The organism is Hymenobacter siberiensis (genome assembly GCF_018967845.1).
In the GTDB taxonomy this organism is placed as follows: Bacteria; Bacteroidota; Bacteroidia; order Cytophagales; family Hymenobacteraceae; genus Hymenobacter; species Hymenobacter siberiensis.
The window spans coordinates 4,281,698-4,301,948 of the sequence record NZ_JAHLZZ010000001.1; the positions used below are offsets into that span (position 1 = coordinate 4,281,698).

17 protein-coding genes and 1 pseudogene are annotated in these 20,251 nt (G+C 53.8%); 2 read left to right on the top strand and 16 right to left on the bottom strand.

The window, feature by feature from the left end:
- Window positions 1-28: 28 nt before the first annotated feature.
- The 5 genes from KQ661_RS18740 to KQ661_RS18760 all read right to left on the bottom strand — a co-directional run bounded on the left by KQ661_RS18740 (window position 29) and on the right by KQ661_RS18760 (window position 6,425).
- Entirely contained in the window at window positions 29-1,231 is a 1,203-nt protein-coding gene (locus KQ661_RS18740) for a glycosyltransferase family 4 protein (protein ID WP_216727727.1), read from the bottom strand.
- 44 nt (window positions 1,232-1,275) lie between these two features.
- Window positions 1,276-2,082 (bottom strand): glycosyltransferase family 25 protein, encoded by an 807-nt coding sequence (locus KQ661_RS18745; RefSeq protein ID WP_216727728.1) that lies wholly within the window; start codon window positions 2,080-2,082, stop codon window positions 1,276-1,278.
- 96 nt (window positions 2,083-2,178) lie between these two features.
- Window positions 2,179-3,255, bottom strand: a complete 1,077-nt coding sequence (locus tag KQ661_RS18750; RefSeq protein ID WP_216727729.1) for an acyltransferase family protein — start codon at window positions 3,253-3,255, stop codon at window positions 2,179-2,181.
- Window positions 3,256-3,457: 202 nt separating this feature from the next.
- A complete protein-coding gene (locus tag KQ661_RS18755) occupies window positions 3,458-5,230 on the bottom strand; it encodes an ABC transporter ATP-binding protein (RefSeq protein ID WP_216727730.1) in 1,773 nt (590 codons plus the stop codon).
- 160 nt (window positions 5,231-5,390) lie between these two features.
- The gene (locus tag KQ661_RS18760; protein ID WP_216727731.1) at window positions 5,391-6,425 is read right to left on the bottom strand and encodes an IS701 family transposase; all 1,035 of its coding nucleotides are present in this window, start codon (window positions 6,423-6,425) and stop codon (window positions 5,391-5,393) included.
- Window positions 6,426-6,660: 235 nt separating this feature from the next.
- Between KQ661_RS18760 and KQ661_RS18765 the strand changes: the two genes are divergently transcribed.
- Entirely contained in the window at window positions 6,661-7,911 is a 1,251-nt protein-coding gene (locus KQ661_RS18765) for a glycosyltransferase family 4 protein (protein WP_216727732.1), read from the top strand.
- 699 nt (window positions 7,912-8,610) lie between these two features.
- Here the strand turns inward: KQ661_RS18765 and KQ661_RS18770 are convergent.
- Window positions 8,611-9,252, bottom strand: a complete 642-nt coding sequence (locus KQ661_RS18770; RefSeq protein WP_216727733.1) for an ISAs1 family transposase — start codon at window positions 9,250-9,252, stop codon at window positions 8,611-8,613.
- A gap of 35 nt (window positions 9,253-9,287) precedes the next feature.
- Between KQ661_RS18770 and KQ661_RS18775 the strand changes: the two are divergent.
- Window positions 9,288-10,560, top strand: a pseudogene (locus KQ661_RS18775) (hypothetical protein); the annotation flags it as partial.
- On the opposite strand, the gene KQ661_RS23150 reads toward KQ661_RS18775, so the two are convergent.
- From KQ661_RS23150 to KQ661_RS18820, 10 genes are all read right to left on the bottom strand, one after another.
- Complete coding sequence (locus KQ661_RS23150) at window positions 10,450-11,067, bottom strand: ISAs1 family transposase (RefSeq protein ID WP_394369633.1); 618 nt, start codon at window positions 11,065-11,067, stop codon at window positions 10,450-10,452. The pseudogene KQ661_RS18775 and the gene KQ661_RS23150 sit on opposite strands and share 111 nt — an antisense overlap.
- Before the next feature lie 203 nt (window positions 11,068-11,270).
- Entirely contained in the window at window positions 11,271-12,299 is a 1,029-nt protein-coding gene (locus KQ661_RS18780) for a glycosyltransferase (RefSeq protein ID WP_216727734.1), read from the bottom strand.
- Entirely contained in the window at window positions 12,286-12,813 is a 528-nt protein-coding gene (locus KQ661_RS18785; RefSeq protein ID WP_216727735.1) for a GNAT family N-acetyltransferase, read from the bottom strand. The genes KQ661_RS18780 and KQ661_RS18785 overlap by 14 nt, the downstream gene beginning before the upstream one ends.
- A gap of 99 nt (window positions 12,814-12,912) precedes the next feature.
- Window positions 12,913-13,899, bottom strand: a complete 987-nt coding sequence (locus tag KQ661_RS18790) for a hypothetical protein (protein WP_216727736.1) — start codon at window positions 13,897-13,899, stop codon at window positions 12,913-12,915.
- On the bottom strand, window positions 13,900-14,604 hold the full coding sequence (locus KQ661_RS18795) for a WbqC family protein (protein ID WP_216727737.1): 705 nt from the start codon (window positions 14,602-14,604) through the stop codon (window positions 13,900-13,902).
- On the bottom strand, window positions 14,601-15,698 hold the full coding sequence (locus KQ661_RS18800; RefSeq protein WP_317196135.1) for a DegT/DnrJ/EryC1/StrS family aminotransferase: 1,098 nt from the start codon (window positions 15,696-15,698) through the stop codon (window positions 14,601-14,603). Before KQ661_RS18800 ends, KQ661_RS18795 begins: the two co-directional genes overlap by 4 nt.
- A gap of 56 nt (window positions 15,699-15,754) precedes the next feature.
- Complete coding sequence (locus KQ661_RS18805) at window positions 15,755-16,936, bottom strand: glycosyltransferase family 4 protein (protein ID WP_235727330.1); 1,182 nt, start codon at window positions 16,934-16,936, stop codon at window positions 15,755-15,757.
- A gap of 66 nt (window positions 16,937-17,002) precedes the next feature.
- Window positions 17,003-17,956, bottom strand: coding sequence for an NAD-dependent epimerase/dehydratase family protein (locus tag KQ661_RS18810; RefSeq protein WP_216727739.1), 954 nt, complete (start codon window positions 17,954-17,956; stop codon window positions 17,003-17,005).
- Window positions 17,957-18,125: 169 nt separating this feature from the next.
- Window positions 18,126-19,055: a glycosyltransferase family 2 protein gene (locus KQ661_RS18815; protein WP_216727740.1), complete on the bottom strand. Its 930-nt coding sequence runs from the start codon at window positions 19,053-19,055 to the stop codon at window positions 18,126-18,128.
- Window positions 19,056-19,122: 67 nt separating this feature from the next.
- The gene (locus KQ661_RS18820) at window positions 19,123-20,220 is read right to left on the bottom strand and encodes a DegT/DnrJ/EryC1/StrS family aminotransferase (protein WP_216727741.1); all 1,098 of its coding nucleotides are present in this window, start codon (window positions 20,218-20,220) and stop codon (window positions 19,123-19,125) included.
- Window positions 20,221-20,251 lie beyond the last annotated feature (31 nt).

A 20,251-nucleotide genomic window follows, 5' to 3' on the forward strand; every position in this document is an offset into this window, starting at 1 on the left:
TACCTTCAATGTCAAGACGCAGGCGGGCTTATAGCGCCTCCGTAAAAATGGCTTCGTAAGCAGCTACACAGCGCTCCATCCGGAATTTATCGAAACAGAGGGCCGCACGGGCCTTGTGGGTGGACAGTAGCGCAGGGTCGGTGAGGTAAGTACGCAACGCGGCCGTTAGGGCTTCGGGATTCGTGAGGCCGCGCCCGTTCTGCTCAAGTAGCACACCGGCCAGACCCTGCCCGGGCACATCCAGCATCTGCGGTATTTCGCCGATACGGGTGGCAATCACCGGAGCCCCGCAAAACAGGTATTCGGCAATGGAATTGGGGAGGCTTTCGGAGGCGAAGTAGCTCGGCAACAGGCCCACATCAAAGAACCGGACCCAGTCAATGGGGTTAGAGGCAAAGCCTATAAAATGGATATGCGGGTTGGTATTGGCCGCTTTCAGGTCGGTGAGATAGTCGCTGCTGCCCACCAGCACTAAGTGTGCGATGGGGTGCGCCACGCTTATTTCCTCAAACGAGCGCAGGGCATAAGCCCAGCCTTTCTCGGCAATGCCGCGGGCAACCATACCAAACACAATATCCTGCTCGCCAATACCCAACTGGCTCCGCGTGGGCAGCTTATCTGGCGCGGAAAAGTGGCCATCGAACCCGTTGTAAATCTGCGCGTGCGGAATATCGTCGAACGACCGCACGCCGGGCACCGAGAAAATCTCCAAGTTCTTCTGCGTCAGGTACACTACGGCGGCCGCCTGCCGCAGCGCCTCCCGCGATTTCATGGTGACTTCCGGCTCCGTAGTCTTGTGTAGAAAGTCCTCGTAGCAGCCATGCATCGTAATCACGAGCGGTACTTCGGGCCGGGCGGCCGCACCGGCGGCGGCGGCTACGTAGTCCGACTTAATCATGTGGGAGTTAATCAGCTGCACGCCCAACTGCTCTATTGTCTGGCGCAGATGGCGCTCCACAAGCTGCTCGCGCAATGGAAACGGCCTCCCAAACCGGCGAAGTACGCCCTGCGCCTTACGGCTAAGCCACTCCAGGCCCGGCACGCCAGCGTCGAAGCCCAGCACCGGCACATCCGGTGCCACCTGCTTCACCAACTCGTGGTTGGTATAGCTCGGGTAATGGCTGTAGAGCCACACCTGGTGCCCGCGCTGGTGCAGCGCCTGCGCCAGCCGCATGCCGAATACCTGGGCTCCCCCGGTACGCAAATCTTCAATCGCAAGCAGTATTTTCATAGATGGCAGTTCAGATGACAGCAAGGGACAGCCCTCCATTCAACCTATTGCGCTTTGTTGAAGGGCGGCCGGTCGACGAACTGGAAGTGGTATTTCTCGCCCTGAATCTTGCTGGCCCGCTTTTCCAGGTAGGACATCAGCACCGGCACTTTGTACTTCCGCACCAGCGAGGCCACCCGGCTGGTCAGCGTCTTGGCCGAGTCGTACTCAATGGAAGAGCGAATGGGCGCGGCCAGCACCTGCACCGGGTACAGGCAGCGGAAAGAGCCGAAGCCGTGCTTTTCGTAGTAGTTGCCCCAGTAGTCCGTCTGCACCCAGATGGGCATCAGCACATCAATCATCCGCTCAGCCACCTTTTTGGTGATGACGTAGGCCATCGACGAAGCAATTTCCTGCAAATCAACGGGATATACCAGTTCGCAGCCCTCGCCCACCGGCTTACGCTCGTACTTGCTCATGTCGGTGGTATCCTTAGCCTGGTGGTGGTTGAAGTAGGAGAGCGAGATAATCTCGTCGTCCTTAATCTCGCGCTCCACGATATCCAGGATTTTCTTGATGTTCTTGGGTAGCGCGGCGTCGTCCTCGATTACCAGGCTCACCCCCACGTTGTTGGCCACAATATGCTTGTAGATTTTCACGTGAGACAGTGAGCACGCGATGACGCCTTTCGTGAGGAAAGGGTTTTGCCGAACGGCCTCCTGGTCAGACATTACATCGAAGTCGGCCGGGGTCAGGTTGATGTAATCGACCGCATCAATTAGCTCGTAATCTACTTTCAGGGCGTCTAGGTGCGCTTTTATGTATTTGGTTCTCGCTTCTATCCTCGATAGGCTTACAACAAAAATTTTCATTCGCTTAAAGTAATTCAGAGAAGGGAAAGCGCAGGTAGTTGCGATGGAGGAATTAACACGGAAGCAGGCGGCAAAACGGGCACCTGTGAGGACATACTAACGCCCATTTTGCGCGGCCATGCGCATAAATGGCTGCTCTATTACCCGGTAAAAGACATATGACCCTACAATAGCCAGCACAAAGCAAACGCCCGTCAGCAGCATTTTACGGGCATCGGTAGTGGGAGGCAATAGCTTAATCAAGACAAATTCGGCCGTCGTACCAATAAGTGCATGCACCAAGTAGAGTGAATAAGATATTCTTCCCAGAAACGAAAGCCCGGGAATACGCGTTTTAATCGCATTGATGGCTACGGCCGTGCCAATGCCCACCAGTGCGGCTGTAAGCTCCAACTGCCAGAGCGTGAGCCCCCCGAAAACCAAGAGGCCGGCAATGTAAGCCCATAACGGAATGCGCTGTTGCTGCCACAGCAGCGCCACGCCTCCCAGCGCAAACAATGAGCTATAGTTCAGGAAACCTATTAACTCGGTATGTGGCAAAAATGATGCCGCTGCCACCAGCACATACAACCCAATAAACCAGGCCACCGACCGCTCAAACAATAAGCTGAACAGGATGCCAACGAACAGATAAAACTGGAATTCGATGGCCAGCGTCCAAAAAATGCCGCTAATCCATTTATAATTGGTAAATGGAATAGTGAACAGCAAATTATTAATCAATTGCCCCCAACTCAAACTACCGGTATAATGGTTATTGTGTTGGATTATCTTATCAATCAGAAACCACTGGCCCAACACCAGCACAATAGACGCATAAGCAGGCGGATTAATGCGCAGGATGCGTTTCTTGATGTAAGAAAAAAAACCAACAATCTGATGGTTTTTCCCTACCAGACTATAAGGAATAATGAAGCCTGATATCACGAAGAAGATATCGACGCCCAGGTACCCGGATGAAAATACCGATTGCATGGCGGGCACAATCAGCTTAGGCATCATGCCCCCCGTGAAGTGAAACAGGCAGACACTGATTGCTGCTACGGCCCGTAGCGCATCCAACCCCACCAGATAGCTCTTCCTCGCCCCAGCACCTTGTCCTGCCGCTGAAACTGGCACGGCTACCGGCGGGGGCAGCGCTGTTGGTTCACCGGTTATCGGCACGATAGTCATTAGTTATTAATATAAGGTGGGGCAAACGTTATCTGGGCAGGCACGGGTAATAATGAATAAGAGCGAAAGAGCGTGCTGAAATCAGGCTGCTTTGACAGCTTGCTAACACTAGTACATTTGCCTTCCTCAACCAGCCAACACCACCCAGCAGACTTAACCCGGACCATGGTAATCAGGCATATACACCCGGCAGTGTTATGCCTTAAGCAATAATGCTCTGCATCAGGTTTTCATACTGGTGCTCTGCAATTATATTACCATCGCTAAGCTCGTAAATCCGATTGCATTCGCGCAGAGTGGTAATGCGGTGCGCGATGATGAGGATGGTGATATCCGTTTGCGACAGTTTATTTATCGCTTCGTTCACCTCGCGCTCGGTTTCATTATCGAGGGCACTGGTAGCCTCATCAAGCACCAGCACTCGGGTTTGCTTGTAAAGGGCTCGGGCAATGCCGATACGCTGGCGCTGGCCGCCTGAGAGCTTCGAGCCGCGCTCGCCAATGTGCGTGTGCACCCCCTCCGGTAGCCCCACCACAAACTTGCGTAGCGAAGCCTGCTCGATGGCATAAGCTAGCCTGGCCTCGTCAACCTGCGCATCGCCAAGAGTAATATTGTCTTGGATGGAGGCTTCCATCAGAAAGGTATCCTGTTTCACATAGCCCAAAATACTGTGCCAGGCATGTAGATGTTGAGCCGTCAGGGGCTGGCCATCGACCAGAATATGGCCCTGCTGCTCGGTATAGAAGCGCAGCAGCACGTTCATAAGCGTGGTTTTGCCCGAGCCTGAACTGCCGATGAAGCCGATTTTTTCGCCCTGCCGGATATTCAGGCTAATGCCATTAAGAGTAGGTTTCTCAGCCCCCGGAAAGCTAAACGTTACGTCATCAAACGCCAGACTCTGCTTGAAGGTGAGGGGTAGTTGCTGTGAATGAGGCTTTTCGTTGTAGCGGGGCTCGCGGTAGGCCTCCAGGTTTTCTATGCTGGACTGGGACTGCTTGATTTGCATCATGGCCGTGAGCATGCGGTTCACCGAAGGCATGAGTCGGTAAGCTGCCGCAGCAAATAGACCCACTAGGGCAATGAGGTTGTTGGAATTGCTCGGGAAGAGAATGGCGTAGAGAAAAATCGTAAGCACGCCCAGAATAGCCACCATCTCAATCACCTTCAGCGGCAGCAGGGAATAGAGATACGACTCGGAGTCGAGAGCCTGAATCTCACGCTGGTTATCGAGCAGGCGGTCGCGAAAGCGGTATTGCTTATGGGCTAGTTTCAGCTCCACAAACCCGATGAACATGTCGCCAATGACGCCGTAAGAAACCGGCCGCAACTCGTTCACCCGGTTGCCGATGGCCTGAGAGCGGGACCGTAGTGCCCGGTAGGTAAGCAGCGTAGTAGGCACCAGCACAAACGCCAACAGCCCCAGCAACACCGGCTTGTAGAGCAGAATACTCAGGACGATAACCACAACAATGGCTACCTCCGAAAACAGAATGAACAGTGGCCGCACGACCATGTTCACGTAATAGCGCGGCACTTCGAGGGCGCTATTTATCAGGTTGGCCGAGCCCAAGTGGTTAAAATCCCAGAACGGAAAATGCAGGTATTTATCGATTTGGCTGTTCACTATCTTCAACCCCAGGTTGGTAGTGAAGCGGGTCTGCATGTAGTTCACCCAGGTCGAAAACAGGTTTTTGAACAGAAAAAACAGAAATACCAGCCCAATGAGCGCCATGAGAAAACTACGCTCCGACTCGAAGTTCAGTGCCCGGAAAACGGGCGCGAACAGCCGGCTTTTCTGTACTCCACCCGGCTCGGCAGCTACCATCATCACGGGTACCAGCGAAGCCAGACCTACTACGTCGAGCACCGACGTGAAAAGCAGCAACAGAAACATCACCACCGATTTGCGCTTCTCGGCCGGGTCCAGATAATAAATAATACTACCCAGCGAATAGCTTATAATTCCATTTTTCATACGCTTAATACAACGCCAGTGGCATTGGGCTAATTAGTCGACCCATCGTTTACATTTCGCTTACGGGCCCGGCCCTCAAAGGTACGGACCATGCACCATTACTGACCGGCCGCCGCCAGCAGCGGATTATCCGCTACCCGGTAGTATTACGTAGCTGATGTTACGCAGCCATTTTGGTCAACATGTAGTGCATGGCTTTGAGGCGAAAATGGCCGATGCCTAATTGCCGGGTTATCTTCTCTAACTTAATGTAAGCCAGGATAGAAGAGAAGAAATGATTGGCCTGCGTTTCGACGGTTTTCGTGGGCGACTTGCCCATCGACGTGTTTTGCTTGAGCGATTTGTGGTACTCCTCAATTTTCCACCTTTTCTGATAGATTATCGTCACTTGTTCCCAGGTCAAACTTGTATCGCTGCTCACCAGATATAATACCCCCTGCGAGCCGTCCTTGTTGGTAAAGACTTGCCGGACCACGAGCACCGCCTCCGCGACACCCCGCAGCCAGACGCGCAGGGGCTGCCCCTCGGGGAAAACCAGCGTATCAAGGGCCTGAAACTCGCCGTTGCCGCGTGCCACTTCGCTCCGGGCGGCGGTGCGCGAGGTGGGCAGGGCAAAAATAAAGTCATGACCCAGTTCACGCACCTGGTTCATGTTCTCGGCCGAGGCGTACCAGCTGTCGGCCAGCAGGTAGCGGTAGGCCACTTGTTGCTGCGCGACGCGCAACATAGCGCGGAGCATTTCATTCTTCGTCAGCGGGCTTTTCTGGCGCACTTTCCGGGTTTTAGGGTCCGTTACAGCCTGTGTTTTTTCCACCAGATCCACGGCAATCGGCACGGAGAGCGCGCCGGCCACATAGAGCAGGCTTACGAAATTGAGGCCCTTCACGTAGCGCCCCAGGCTGTGGTCGTAGTGCGTACAGAGCAGGGCATTGGGGTCGGTGTGGGCCTTTTCCAGAATCGAATCATCGACGATAAGGACCGCAAAATCGTCCGCTTCGAGTGCCCGCTCGGTCTGCCGAATCAGCGGTTTGGCGTGGCCCCAGACCTGGCGCGAATCCAGGTACACGCTACTCAACCAGCGCGTCACCTGGTCGTGACTAAGCTGTCCGTCGAAGAGGCGCGAGAGGCCCGTGGCCGACGTTTGGCCCGTCGAGCTGATGAGATAATCCGTGTACAAATCCAGCGTGCAAGCCATCGAAAAACGTATTTAGACCGGAAAACGACTGCGTAACATCAGTTACGTAGGTAGCTGGCAAACCCCTGTCCGGCCTTTGCAGAGCCCCCTACCTTTGATTCGGCGCGGGTCGTACCAGCCTGCTATCAGGTGAATTCCTCGGTACCATGGCTTTTATAGCGGCTCATCTGCGAAGTACCTTTGCTTTTTATCTGTCAATTCACTCTCTGACAATCTCCGTTCTGCGCAATACTTTATGAATATTTTAGTCGTAAATGACACTTTTTCGATAGGAGGAGCCGAGATTTTTTCGGCGCGGCTGGCCCAGGCATTGCACAAGGCTGGCCACAAGGTATGGTTATACACCATTCATAACCGCCAGCATATCGACCGGCAGATGCTTGCCCATAATGCGCCGGATGTGCCCCTCGTAACCTTCGAAAGCAAAGCCGATTGGCTTATTGAAAAGGCCACTTCGGTGTGCCGCCGCTTACACATCGACTTCAATGTTCGCGAAGCCATCGTGGTACGGCACCTGAAGCAGTTTATCAAAGCCAACCAGATAGAAGTAACGCACGCGCACATGTTCGTCAGCGACTACATCCTGTCGCTGGCGAAAGATGCAGATACCAACTTTACGCGGGTGGCCAGCATGCACGGTACGCACGAAGGCTTTTTGCACAACTACCTTAACAACTACGGCTATATTATTAAAGACTATATCACTAAGCTGAACAAATGCCTGTCGACCCTCGACGGCATTGTGTATGGCACCGACCGCAACATATACTTTTTGAAGGAGCCGGTCATCAATCAGGCCGTTGCCCGGCAAATTCCGACTCGGCGCATCTACAACGGATTTCAGCCGCAGCCCGCGTCGAATAACATTACCCGGGCACAGCTGGGCGTTCAGCCTTCTGACCTGGTGTTCACGTTTATGGCCCGGGGTGTGCCCGCCAAGGGCTGGCCGCTGGTCATCGAAGCATTCAAGCGCCTTAACCGCCCCGACAGCCACCTGATTCTTATTGGCGACAATGCCTACGTGCAACAGCTCAAGCAAGAGTACCAGCAGGCCAACATCCATTTCGTAGGCTTCCAGATTCAGGGCAACGAATGGATTAATATTTCGGACGTGGGTCTACTGCCCTCAACATTCGGCGAAAGCATCCCGACCGTGATTGTGGAGTTCCTGAGCCAGGGAAAACCCCTTATTGTGACGGACATTGCCGAGTGCGCTAATATGATTACAACGCCCGATGGCGCAGCCGGCTTCGTCATCAACCTGCCCAAAGACGCCGAAGGATTTATCGACGAGAACTACAAGATTGACCCGGCCATTCTGACCGGCTTTATGGCCCGCTATTTCGACAATCCTACGCTGCTACGCGAGCAGGCCGCACTAGCCAATGAAGCCTTCGAGCAGTTTTCGATGACGAACTGCGTAGCCGCCCATATCGACTTTTACTGCACGGCTATGCAGCACAACGCTGCAATCAAACGAGCTTAGTGGGCGTTGGCAAAGCCTTTAATTGAGATGGGTTAGAATGAGCAAAAAGGTCTCGCAACAGGAATATCCGCTGCGGAGCTTGTTCAATACCGTGCGCTACATGGACGCACCGGGGTATCTTGGCGCCACCTGCCGGGTGATTTTCTAGCTTGGCTGGCCGTTTACGAGCAGTTGTAACGATGGCTTGAGGCCCGCTATTTTGAAACGATGGTAAATGATTTGCGCCAGTTGTTGCGCAGGATGGCTGCCCGGGCCCTCGGCCACCCTGCGCAACAGCCTAATGCTACAAAGCACACCCGAAAGCAGGTACTGAGCCGGGTATGGTAGCCCCAAACGGCCCAAAGGCAGTAAGTGCCTTGGCCGTCGACACGCTTAGGCATTTGTACATTAAGGTCACACGGTGTAGCAACCAGCGCAGGTTGCCCCCTGCACGTGGTGAAACTACCTACAAACAAGCTTTGTGTTGCTGCTAAGACGCTGAGTTGTGGGACGCTCCTTTGCCTAGGCTACCCGTTTCCGACGATTGGCCCGGAATTAACAACGCCTGACTACGACATTGGAAGGTATTCAATACCTCGTATTGCGTGTCTAATACTTGTCAAAGTAAATCACCACTGCCTGCTAAGTTATTACGCTCTAGTGTTATGAAAACATAAAACTGTCTGGCTTCATTATTTGTTAGGGCTTCCGCATCAAAAGTCATATATTCTGCAACAGCTTGTGTAAGTACTGGTTATCATATGCTGCGCGTTTGCGCTTCCGCTTGTAACTGATTTTAGTGGGGTCCTGCCCCAGCAGATAAAGCGCTGTTTTGCGTAAAATATTGGCATTAAGGGCGGCGTTTCCCTTTCGTAAGCGGCACTGGTCTTCTCGGAAAGTTAGGTCGAGTTGCCAATGCAGGTTATTTTCAATCGCCCAGTGCCCGCGGATGAGCCGGGCGTAAACGGCGGGGTCTGGGTCGGTTAACGAGCTGATATAGAAGCGTTGGCTGTGGGTAGTGCCAGTGCTGGTGTGGCGTTCGGTTTCGACCAGCACCAACGTGTGCAGCGCCTGCCAATCCGCCGTGGCCTCCAGCCAGTTCAAGTCCTGGCAAATGGTGACCGTGCGCTCCTCGCCCCGGCCGTGGCCCAGGTTGCGGCTGCGGTGCTGAGGCAGGTGGTCGCGGCGGGCCAAAAGATGGTCATGCGCTTGCTCAAACAAGGTTTTGGCGTTCTTTTTCAAGGCAATAACGTAGTTGGCCCCGGCTGCCACGACCCGTTCCACGATGCTGGGCTGGCAGGCGATAGCATCAATGGTCACGATGCTGCCCGCCACATCCAAGGCCTCAAGTAAGGGGTGCAACCCAAATTGTCGCTAAATTCGGATTAACTTGTGTCATGACAACAGCACCTACCACCGCCATGAGCAAGGCTGAATATCTGGCATTGGCCGAGCAAAAATACGACGATTTGCAGGCGCTTGCGACCCAGCCGACGTTTTACGGTTACGAGAAATCCTTTGAAGCCATCTGGATGGATTTGGGCCGTCAAGTGTTGGAGCGCAACGTCGGCGTTGTGCCGGCTGACCGCCGTAAAAAAAAAGATGACGACCCGCTTTGGTCAGATTCACATAGCGAACAATCAGGCATTTAGCCATCATCCGAACGGGTTTGGTATCAGCCCCTACCTACAGGAGAAACTGGTTTTTTTGGGGCAATTCGAGGTCTATCAACAGGCCGCCGCGTTGGTCGAAATGTTGCTGGGCCTATCCGTGGGGGCCAGCCAAATTGACCGCCTGACGCACTTTTACGGCGGGGCCATCGCCGACGATATAAACCTGGCCGCCGCCGATACCGCCGCCGATACCGCCGCCGATACCGCCGCCGATACCGCCGCCGATACCGCCGCCGATGCCGCCGCCGATGCCGCCGCCGATGCCGCCGCCGATGCCGCCGCCGTGGGGGTCGTCTACGCGCAGGCGGACGGGGCCATGCTGCTGACTGACAAAGGCTACAAAGAAGTGAAACTGGGCCGTATTTTTGCGGCTACAGCCCTGCAAACGAGCGCCGTAGAGGAGCGGGGCGGGCACATTGCCTCATCCGTTTTTGTGGGCCATCTAGGGAATGCGGCGGCGTTTGGGGTCAAATTAGCGACGCAACTCGCCCCCTACAACGGCCGGGGGCGCGACCTGGTTTTTATCAGCGACGGGGCGCTGTGGCTGCGTCAGCTGATGGAAAAAACGTGTCCGCAGGCAACGCTGATTTTGGACCTCTACCACGCCATGGAACACATTGGCCAAGCCGGAAAGGCGGGTCTTGGGACCGGACAAGCGGCTGCCGACTGGTTTGATATACAACGCAAATTACTATTAGACAGTAAGTTAGATGAAGTATTGACAAACCTCCAGCAGTTGAAAATAGCCCCTGCCTTGCGCCATTCCATCGGTGCGTACCTGCAATCAAACCGCGACCGGATGGATTATAAATCGTACCGCGAACGCGGGTTGTTGATTGGCTCGGGGGCCATCGAGTCCGCTCACCGCACGGTGATGCAACGGCGCTTAAAGCGGGCGGGGCAACGCTGGAGCAACAACGGCGCACAGCGGGTCTTGACCATGCGCGTTTGCGCGATGAGTAATCGGTGGCACTTGGTACGACAACGCATTGAACCCTGCAACCCACTCAGGCAGGAATAGCGACAATTTGGGTTGCACCCCAAGTAAGGCGGGAATGGCTGTTTTTTCGTTCGTTTTTCCCCCGATTTGCACCTGCCCAAAGCTCAGGCCCGCGTCGGCCACCCACGCGCTGACCGTGCGGATGAGTGCGTGGCGCCGGCCGGCCGGCGTGGTGGCGCGATGTTCCTTGCCGTCCACGCAGAGCTGGCGGCCAGCCAGTGCGCCGGCACAGGTGCGCAACACGGTCTCCAACTCGCTGGGTCTGAGCGCTTGCATCATCCGCTCCAGCGTATCGGTCGAGGGAATGCCGTTGGCGAAGCTGAGCCCCAACTCCGCGCGTAAAAAGGCCAGCCGGGCCACGCCGTAATCGCAAATCTCCGGCAAATCGTCGCACCCGGCTAAGGTACCGCACAGCAAGAGGGCCAAAATATCAACAAACTGGTGACGGCACCGGCCTTGGACACGCGGGTCCGTCAAATGGTCAAACGAAGCAAAAAAATTCATCCCCAAAACTACCCCCCTTCCAGGCTGAAAACACAGGGCCCAAAACACGCTTCAACCCAAAGTTTCTGTATGTCAAAGGCATGTGAAATATATGGCTTTTGATGCGGAAGCCCTAATTATTTGTAAACTACTGTAAAACAGGAATTATTAATAATTACTACCCGACATATTAAAGTTTTTCACCCACTAGTGGTGGTTTCCGCCTAACGACGAGCCTTGTTAAGTAACCAGCGTAGTGGCCGCAACAAATGCTCGCCATAGCGATACTCAGCAGAACTAGCCACTTGTTGCTTTGTAAAATGGTCCTGCATGAAGGGAATGTATTCTTCTTTTATCAGTGCTAAAACTGCGTCCTGGCGAGGCATTAGTATATCGGCCAAACTGAATCCTTGCACCAAGCGGCCTTGGTCGGAAATCTCCGACAAACTGTGCAACTGGTATTCATTAAGGCTCTGCCGGGCTTTACCGCTAAATTCCTGTTTCAATAGCTGAATTGTGTCGAAAAGAGCAGCATTGCGCATTACTTCATTTTGCACACTCCATACGCCGCCCTGATGCACACGATAAGCACCCATCACTTCGGGAAAATATTTAATTTTCCCGAAGCGCGCTGCCAGCATATGTAAACAAAAATCACCGATTTTCGCTTGTTTGAGCCATTCGGGAAATCCCGTGGGTGTGGGGCCAGCCGTAAAGTTGTTGCGGCAAACACAAGCTGCGGTAGGTAGAACATTACCTTTTGCCAGCTCCACCATTGTGTAAGTATCAAACGGGGGCTCCGTGTAGTACAACTTTTTAGCAGCCGTCAAATCTCCCTCTCCTCCCACAATTACCACATTGTGGGCACTAATAGCATAATCGAGATGATTATCAAGAAAATCGATTTGCTTCTGCAATTTGTGCGGGTCAATCCAATAATCATCGCCCTCAAGCAAAGCAATATATTCACCCGTACAGTTTTCTAAAACAAGCACTTGATTACGGCTAGCGCCCATATTTACATCATGAAGCAATGCGCGAATGTGGCCAGGATACTGTTCAACATACTCAATGATGATACTGCGAGTATCATCGGTCGAACAATCTTCGCCAATAACTATTTCCACAGAGAAATTCGTTTGCTGAGCCAACACGCTGTCTAATGCTTGTCGGATATACGGCGCATGATTATACGCCATCATAAACACACTTACTTTGGGCCGGTCAGTAGCCGGATAATTAGCGATTGACATTGAATTCATTTTTAAGGAGTGCCATATTTATTAAATTACAAAATGCACCTTCCTTAAAAATCGCATCAATCTGGGTTCCCTCCTCCCGAAAACCCAAATTCTTGTACAATTTAATTGCCCTGATATTGGCTGATAAAACTGTTAAGTGAATACGATGTAAATTAAGGTCATTAAATCCGTGGCGCAACATCAGGTTCGTGGCTTTTTGGCCAACACCTTTAGACCAAAAATCTTTATTGCCAAGCATAATTGAGAACTCGGCCGACCGATTAATCGCGTGAATTGCTGTTAAGTTGATAAGTCCAACAAAAAGGTTTAGCTCTGACACCACAATAGCTAGCCGAACAGCAGTGCTTCTATTAACCAGATATGCATCAAACCACTGAGCATCAACAGCAGGTCCGATAAAATGAAAATTAGCACCTAAAAATTGTATAATTTCAGGGTCGTTGCGCCACTCGTTAAGCTTTGGCAAGTCGTCTCGAGTTAATTCCCGCAGATGAATATTAGTCATATTACCAAATCAAATAATTATTAAATCATTTCTGTTTTGTGAAAGGAGCAGTTGTAAGCAGAATCAGTCTGTGACAGACATCATTCTGATTCGCTCTTCTTAAATTAGATTATTTCGATGATGAAATGCCGAAATTACTTGCTGAGCCACGAATTCAATTTCAGCCGGTCCATAGCGGTGGTCAATGGGAAGCGGCAATAATTCATCAACTAATTGCTTTTCGAAGGTGTAACCTTCATGGCCCGGCCTTGAGTTAACTTCATGCCATAGGCATGGCACAAAGATACTCTGCTCAAATAAAAGCTTACGATTGATGCCCGCACACCGGAACGGATAACAAAATGGCACCTCATTTGATTGCAGGGGCATTTCTGCTATATTATACTCAATCAACAATTTACCGTATAAATTATAATTGGCGCGGCGCTGTGCTGCTACTGCCGCATAGTCAATCCATGAGAGCCAACTTTGTGTCACGGCAGACATGGAAGTGAGGTCACATGTTATCCGCTCCTCGTATTTGCTAAAAGCTGCATATGCCTCGCTCTGCCGGCCCAGATGACGCAAAATAAGATGGTCGATGCTGATGTCTTTATTGGGCAGAAGAGACTCATCTTCGCTGTTATTATTGGGTTTATAGAGGTAAGCACCATCCGGAACTCCAAAAAACTTGCGTGCCGAGTTAAATGCGTATTGCCCGGCAGAAGGCTGGCAGTAAAAAGCCTGAGTTAGGTCGAGCAGCAACTGTTTGCCATATTGAAGCTGCAAGTCAGCGGCGTATTTGTCTTTTAAGCCAAAATAATTGACATAAAGCAAATACTCATCCGCTTCCAGCACCGGGAGTTTGCGCAATTCCAATGCTTCAGTAAGCCCGTAAAAGCGGTAAGGGGTAGCTGTGCTCCAAAAGGCTGCCAGCACCGAATCGCAGATGTAAAAAGGCAAGTATACCAAGGCCGGGCGCAGTTCCTGGCACAGTCTTACCAAGCAGGCGCGGCCACTGCTCAATGACTCTGCGGCATTTGGGTGAAGTTGGTGCGGGCCTGTGGGCAACTCCAGTTCAAAGAAACCTCCAATTGCTTTGTGCATCTAGCTAAGCGAATACTGATTTAGTAGCATCTGAACTTCAGGAACGGAGTTATTCATCAGTACATCAACCATGGACAAGCCTGGTACAAATGCGTCGTTTTTTTTCGACTGCTTGTACGGTGCAATGTGGGCTTCGATAAATTTCAGCGCCACTCCATTACGCTCGAACGCTTCGGCGTTGTACAGCGCACGCCCACCAGGAGCATTAATATATACATCGGCACGCTCCAGGCGACAGATATCGAGCACGCGTTCCTGTGCTTTCAAATGGGTATTGTTGTAAACAGCAGACGATGGCACCAATTCAACAGGTAGTTGAAGGTATTCCACAATGTTTGTCAGGCTTGCTCGCACCAAGTCGGCGATAGTGCGGGCTTCTGCAGAAAAAATTCGAATAATCAACCCATTTACCGCCTCAAAATGTGGTGCACGCTGATAGTTCTGCGCGATAGTTTGCAGCAGCTTATTCCTCCACTGGTTGGATGCCTGCAATTCAATGTCGCATATCAGCCGATTAGGGCTGGGCTGGTCTAACGGAACCGTAAACAGCCATGGCTGACCATTTACCAATAAGCGGTTACGATTTATCCATCCCCCTTTTATAAACTGTACATCATCATACACCACAAACCGGTCGGCGGCAGCCAATAACTGAAAGTAGCCAATGTATGGAAATAAATATGGCTGCATTATCACTAACTTCATCGGCAAGCTTCTTGAATGATGTGTGAAATCCGAAGTACGTCGTGCTGTTCGAGTTCCTGGTAAAATGGCAGGCATAGTATCCGAAGGCTCACATCTTCCGATACCGGACACTCGGCGCCCACGTGGTAAGGCAGCTTATTAAGCGAAGGAAAGAAATAGCGCCGGGTATTGATATCGTTATCTGCTAATCGCGCTTTCACGTTGAGCATTTCCTCTTCGGTACCGAACACGATAGGGAAATACGAGTAGTTGTATTCCAAGCTTGATTCATCAGGCTCAGGGTAGCGAATTGCTAATCCTACCAGTTCTTGCTTATACGTGGCAGCAATCTGCTGTCGGCGCTGAATAAAATCCGGCACCCGGGGCAAATTGCACAGGCCCATTGCGGCGTGAAACTCGGAGTTCTTGCCGTTCACGCCCAGGCTGAAATATTCATCGCCAACGTGCCCGAACGATTTATAGAGCCATACTTTTCGTGCCAGCTCGTCATCATTAATTACAATAGCACCGCCTTCAATGGTATGGAACAGCTTTGTAGCGTGAAAACTGCAAGTGGCCAAATCACCGAAACTAAGCAGTGAGCGGCCGTGCACATTGACGCCAAAGGCATGCGCACCGTCGTAGATAACCTTAATATTATGACGCTTGGCGATTTCTTCAATGGCTAAAACGTCACAGGGATATCCGTAGACGTGAGTTGCCAAGATAGCTGAAGTGCGCGGAGTAATTGCAGCTTCAATCTTTGTAGCATCAATGCAGAATGTCTGGTTTTCGATGTCAACAAAAATCGGCTCGCAATTTTCCCACAGTATTGCGGTAGTAGTAGCGACGTAGGAAAACGGCGTCGTGACAATTTCACCCGTCAGGCCTAAGGCTTTGATTGCTATTTGTAATGCAATTGTTCCATTGGAGAGGAATTGAACGTGTGGAACACCTAGATATTCCTTCAACTCTTTCTCAAGCTGTTGAACAAGTGGACCATTATTTGTTAGCCAGCCACGCTCCCATATTCCCTCCAAATAATGAGTGTATTCGGTGAGAGGCGGCAAAAATGCTTTGGTGACATTAATCATATTCATATTCTTTTTCAGCAAAGCTGATAAAAATCATTGCCTTACATCTTTGGATACCTAGACAACAATGTTTCTTTTTACCCTATGGATATCAGCTCTCTCTTCTCTAACTCCTGCTTTAGCTTGGCAACCCATACATCCCAGTTCAGCACCTGTTCGTAAAGGACGCGGCTTTTATGCCGCAGGTGTTGGTAGAGAGCGGGGTCGGACAGAATTTCTTGGATGCGGCGGGCAAAGTCTTCGCCGGTAGCGCTCAGGGGCAGCATGTAGCCGTTGGCTCCCTGCTGCACGAAGCTGCTAATGCCCCCCACGTTGGTAGTAAGCACCGGCAGGCCAAAGGCATTGGCATCGCAAAAGGCAATGGCAGCGCACTCGGCCCGCGAGGGCATCAGGAAAAAATCGGCGGTGCTAAACAGCTCGTGCAGCCGGGCCTGGTCGGCGGGCACGCCCATGTTCAGGAAAGGAATGGTCTGGAAACCGGGGTTGGGATAATTTTCGGGGTCGGGCGGGGCGCAGCCGATTACCGTGAGCGTGGCCGGAGTGCCCAATTTCTGCAACGCCACCATGGTTTCGTAGGCCACGGGCCCGCCTTTTCGGGCCCACTCGCCACCGAGCAGCAATAGCCGGCAGCCGCTATCGGCGGCGGGCTGGTGGCGCAGGGCTTCGGCGTGCGTGGGCGGGAACGGGTAGTTAGAGCCGAACGGGATAACGGTCAGCTTATCGGCCGGGGCCCCGTAGTCCTGCCGCGCCGACTGCGCCGCCCACTCCGAGGAGTAGCAGACCAGGCTGGCGCGGGTGAGGGCCTGCTTTTCGAGGTGGTTAAGCTCACTTTTACTGATGTCGAGCAAACCAGTCAGGCCGGGATAGAAGTCGATAAGCTGCGTGAGCGTGGAATCTTCGATGTAGACAATGGGCACATCGGTGCGCAGATAGGCTATTTCGGTGAAGGAAGCGGGAGCCACCAGCAGGTCGAATTGCTGCTTGGCTATTTTGCGACCGAATACCCGGCCGTACCAGCGGGCCACGGTAATGCTCCAGCCATACTGGTAGCGCTTGCCCGTGAGGGGGCGCACCAGCCAGCTGTTGAGCCGGTCGCCGAGGGCGAAGGGCCAGCGCATGGATACCGGTCCCAGGGCTACTACCTCACCCAGATTGCGCTCCAGGGCTTTGAAAATAGAGTAGTGCACGCCCGACCAGGAGCGCCGGTCGAGCGGGTTGGTACTCGTTACGAAGCCGATTCGCAGGCGTTTAGTGGTCATCACAGCGGCAAGTAGCGGAAGCGTCCTGGATTTGGCACGCCTTGTTTATTGTAGGATGGTTGGTACTTATTTGCTGGCTGGCACCCGCTCGTAATTTGCCACGTACCAGTCCCATGTTTGTTGTAGGGAATGGCTGAAGGAGTGAGCCGGCTGCCAGCCAGTGTGCGCATGGAGCCGGCTTATGTCCAGCACATTGGCTTTCACGTCAAACGGACGCTCGGGTAGGATTCGGATTTCGGGCATGAGCCCTTGGGTGCGGGCCAGAGGCAGTAGAATGTCGACCACATGACGGTTGCTGTGGCCTTCGCCGCTGCCAAGGTTGTACACCTCGCCGGGGCGGCCATCGACCAGTGCGGCCACGATACCGGTGGCCATGTCGTGCACGTGCAGGTAATCGCGGATAGTGCCTTCCTCGCCGAAGATGTCGATGGTACGGCCATCGAGCAGCGAGGCAATGGCCGTGCCCACGAACCCCTGGCCGGCATACACCCGCTGACCCGGGCCGAAGGCGTTGGCCGGCCGCACGCAGACGATGGGCAGCTTGCTGAAGTGGAAGTACATGTGGGCGTACTTCTCAATGGCCAGCTTGGTAATGCCGTAGGGCGAAATCGGATTGGTGGGATGGTCTTCGGCCAGTGGTACGGTCTGGGCCGGACCGTACACGGTGCCGCCCGACGAAATCCAGACGAACTTGCGCAAGGGCAGCTTGGCCGCCTGCTCAAACAGGCGCACGGCCTCGGGCAGGTTCACCAGAATGTCGTTAACGGGGTTCTGAAAGCTGGTTTGGGGCACGGTGGCGTAGGCCAGGTCGATTACTTCATCGACGGAGCTCAGCGTCTGAATCAGCAGCTCGGTGGTGGTATCGGGCGGGTGCTGCACATAACGGACGGCAACGGGCAGGTGCAGGGCATCGTCTTCCCGGCCTACCACTACCACTTGGCGGTCGCCCCGGCGCAGTAATTCTTCTACTACAAATCGTCCGATGAAGCCGGCTCCTCCAATTACGCAGGTTGTTAACATATCTGGCATTATTACAAGATGCTTTCAGCTTCAGTAAGCCATACAGCTGTGGCAGCTTGCTGAATTAGTTTCACAAAGGTAAAGCCAGTATCTGTCCGGACCTCACGCTAATATTCAGCACGCTATTTCAGGCCACGGATTTGAGGGCCGAATTATGGCTTGTGCTTTGCTAACCAAACGTTTCGCGCACCACGTACAGCGGCCGCTTACGGGCCGCATCCAGCCCGCGCCACACGTACTCGCCAATCACGCCCAGCGCAATCATCTGGAAGGCGGATACGAAGAGCATGACCACCATGAGCGTAGTCCAGCCGGCGGGCTCATCGGGGCTGGCAATTTTGAGGGCGATGACGTAGAGGCCGTAAATGAGGGCAATTAAACCTAGCCCCAGGCCCAGCACGGAAATGGCCCGAATGGGCACGAAAGAAAACGCCAACAGCGAATCGACCAGCAGTTTGATTTTTTTGGAAAGCGTCCAGCGCGACTTGCCGATTTCGCGCTTGCGGCGGGTGTAAGGAATGTTGACGTAAGCAAAGCCCAGCCACACCATGAGGTAGAACACGTTGGAGTTGCGCTCGTGCAGCTTCAGCACCTCGGTGGCTACCTGTCGGTCGAAAAACACGAAGTCGAAGCCGCCGTCGGGGATATTACTCAGGGCCAGATTCTTCATCAGCCAATGAAACAGCTTGGCCATGGCCACGGACAGGCCGGTATCTTCCCGGCCCTGGCGGTTGCCTATGACCAGCTTAATGCCCTGCTGCCAGTAGCCGTACATCTCCGCCATCAGCTCGGGGGGGTCTTGCAGGTCGGCGGTGATGACGGACAGGCAGTCGCCGGTGGCATAAACCATGCCGGCCACAATGGCGTTGTAGGAGCCTACGTTGCCGGCCAAATCTACGATGCGGATGCGACCGGGGTAAAGGCCCTGCGCCCGCCGCAGGGCCCCCAGGGTGTCGTCGCCGGAGCCATCGTTCACGAATATGTACTCGAATGTGACTTCGGGCGGAAAATTTGCTTCGTTCGCCACCAGCTCGCGGGTCGTCACCGGGATATTATCCTCGTTGAAGTAGCAGGGAACGATGACGGAGAGCTTGGGCATGGAAGGGGTAGATTGATTGAAGGCGCACGGGGCGTACGGCGGGAATTTTGAAGGAAAGGGCCGCTGATTAAAATACGCGAATGGCATCAGCCACGGCGGCAACGTGCGCCTCGGTCATGCCCGGCCACATGGGCAGACTCAGGCAGGTATTGGCCAGCTCCTCGGCGATGGGAAAGCTGCCGGGCGCAAACCCGAGCGCCTGATACGCCTGCTGCAAATGGGGCGGCACGGGGTAGTGAATCAGACTGCCGATGCCCTGGGCCGTAAGATGCTGCTGCAGGGCGGCGCGCTGGGGCGTGTGCACCACGTAGAGGTGGTAGACGTGGGTAGCACCCTCGGCCACGGCTGGCAGGCGCAGGTTGGGGATTCCGGCCAGGTGCTGGTCGTACCAGGCGGCTACCTGCTGGCGCTGGCGCGTCCACTCCGGCAGGTGCGGCAGCTTTACACGGAGCAGGGCCCCCTGCAGCTCGTCGAGACGGGAGTTGTAGCCCACTACTTCGTTGTAGTATTTCTGCTGCGAGCCGTAGTTGCGCAGCACCTGCACCTTTTGGGCCAGGGCGGCATCGTTGGTGGTCACGGCCCCGGCATCGCCGATGGCCCCTAGGTTTTTGCCAGGGTAGAAGCTGGTGCCATTCACATGGCCGAAGCTGCCGGTGACTTCGCCCGCGAAGGAAGCACCCTGCGCCTGGGCATTATCTTCCACCACGTACAGATTGTGCTGCGTGGCCAGGGCCATTATTTCCGTCATGCGGCAGGCCTGCCCGTAGAGGTGCACCGGCATAATGGCACGGGTACGCGGCGTGAGGGCAGCGGCAATGCGAGCCGGGTCGAGGTTGCTGGTCGCGGGGTCGGGTTCGACGGGCACGGGCGTGGCGCCTACCTGCGTCACGGCCAGCCAGGTGGCGATGTAGGTGTTCGAAGGCACGATAACCTCGTCGCCGGGGCCTACGCCCAGCACGCGCAGGGCCAGCACCAAGGCATCGAGGCCGTTGGCTACGCCCACAGTGTGCGCCACCTGGTTGAATGCAGCGTACTCCCGCTCAAACTGCTTTACTTCTTCGCCCAGCACGTACCAGTAGGAATCGTAGACGCGGCTGAAGGCGGCGGTCATGGCATCGCGCAGCGGGGCGTGCTGGGGCTCAAAGCTCAGGAAAGGAATATTCATCGGAGTAGGGGTACTTGGTAGCGGGTAATAA

Coding starts and splice junctions, on each gene's coding strand:
- KQ661_RS18740 (WP_216727727.1), bottom strand. CDS start 1,231: ATGAAAATACTGCTTGCGATTGAAGATTTGCGTACCGGGGGAGCCCAG.
- KQ661_RS18745 (WP_216727728.1), bottom strand. CDS start 2,082: ATGAAAATTTTTGTTGTAAGCCTATCGAGGATAGAAGCGAGAACCAAA.
- KQ661_RS18750 (WP_216727729.1), bottom strand. CDS start 3,255: ATGACTATCGTGCCGATAACCGGTGAACCAACAGCGCTGCCCCCGCCG.
- KQ661_RS18755 (WP_216727730.1), bottom strand. CDS start 5,230: ATGAAAAATGGAATTATAAGCTATTCGCTGGGTAGTATTATTTATTAT.
- KQ661_RS18760 (WP_216727731.1), bottom strand. CDS start 6,425: ATGGCTTGCACGCTGGATTTGTACACGGATTATCTCATCAGCTCGACG.
- KQ661_RS18765 (WP_216727732.1), top strand. CDS start 6,661: ATGAATATTTTAGTCGTAAATGACACTTTTTCGATAGGAGGAGCCGAG.
- KQ661_RS23150 (WP_394369633.1), bottom strand. CDS start 11,067: ATGAATTTTTTTGCTTCGTTTGACCATTTGACGGACCCGCGTGTCCAA.
- KQ661_RS18780 (WP_216727734.1), bottom strand. CDS start 12,299: ATGTCAATCGCTAATTATCCGGCTACTGACCGGCCCAAAGTAAGTGTG.
- KQ661_RS18785 (WP_216727735.1), bottom strand. CDS start 12,813: ATGACTAATATTCATCTGCGGGAATTAACTCGAGACGACTTGCCAAAG.
- KQ661_RS18790 (WP_216727736.1), bottom strand. CDS start 13,899: ATGCACAAAGCAATTGGAGGTTTCTTTGAACTGGAGTTGCCCACAGGC.
- KQ661_RS18795 (WP_216727737.1), bottom strand. CDS start 14,604: ATGAAGTTAGTGATAATGCAGCCATATTTATTTCCATACATTGGCTAC.
- KQ661_RS18805 (WP_235727330.1), bottom strand. CDS start 16,936: ATGACCACTAAACGCCTGCGAATCGGCTTCGTAACGAGTACCAACCCG.
- KQ661_RS18810 (WP_216727739.1), bottom strand. CDS start 17,956: ATGTTAACAACCTGCGTAATTGGAGGAGCCGGCTTCATCGGACGATTT.
- KQ661_RS18815 (WP_216727740.1), bottom strand. CDS start 19,055: ATGCCCAAGCTCTCCGTCATCGTTCCCTGCTACTTCAACGAGGATAAT.
- KQ661_RS18820 (WP_216727741.1), bottom strand. CDS start 20,220: ATGAATATTCCTTTCCTGAGCTTTGAGCCCCAGCACGCCCCGCTGCGC.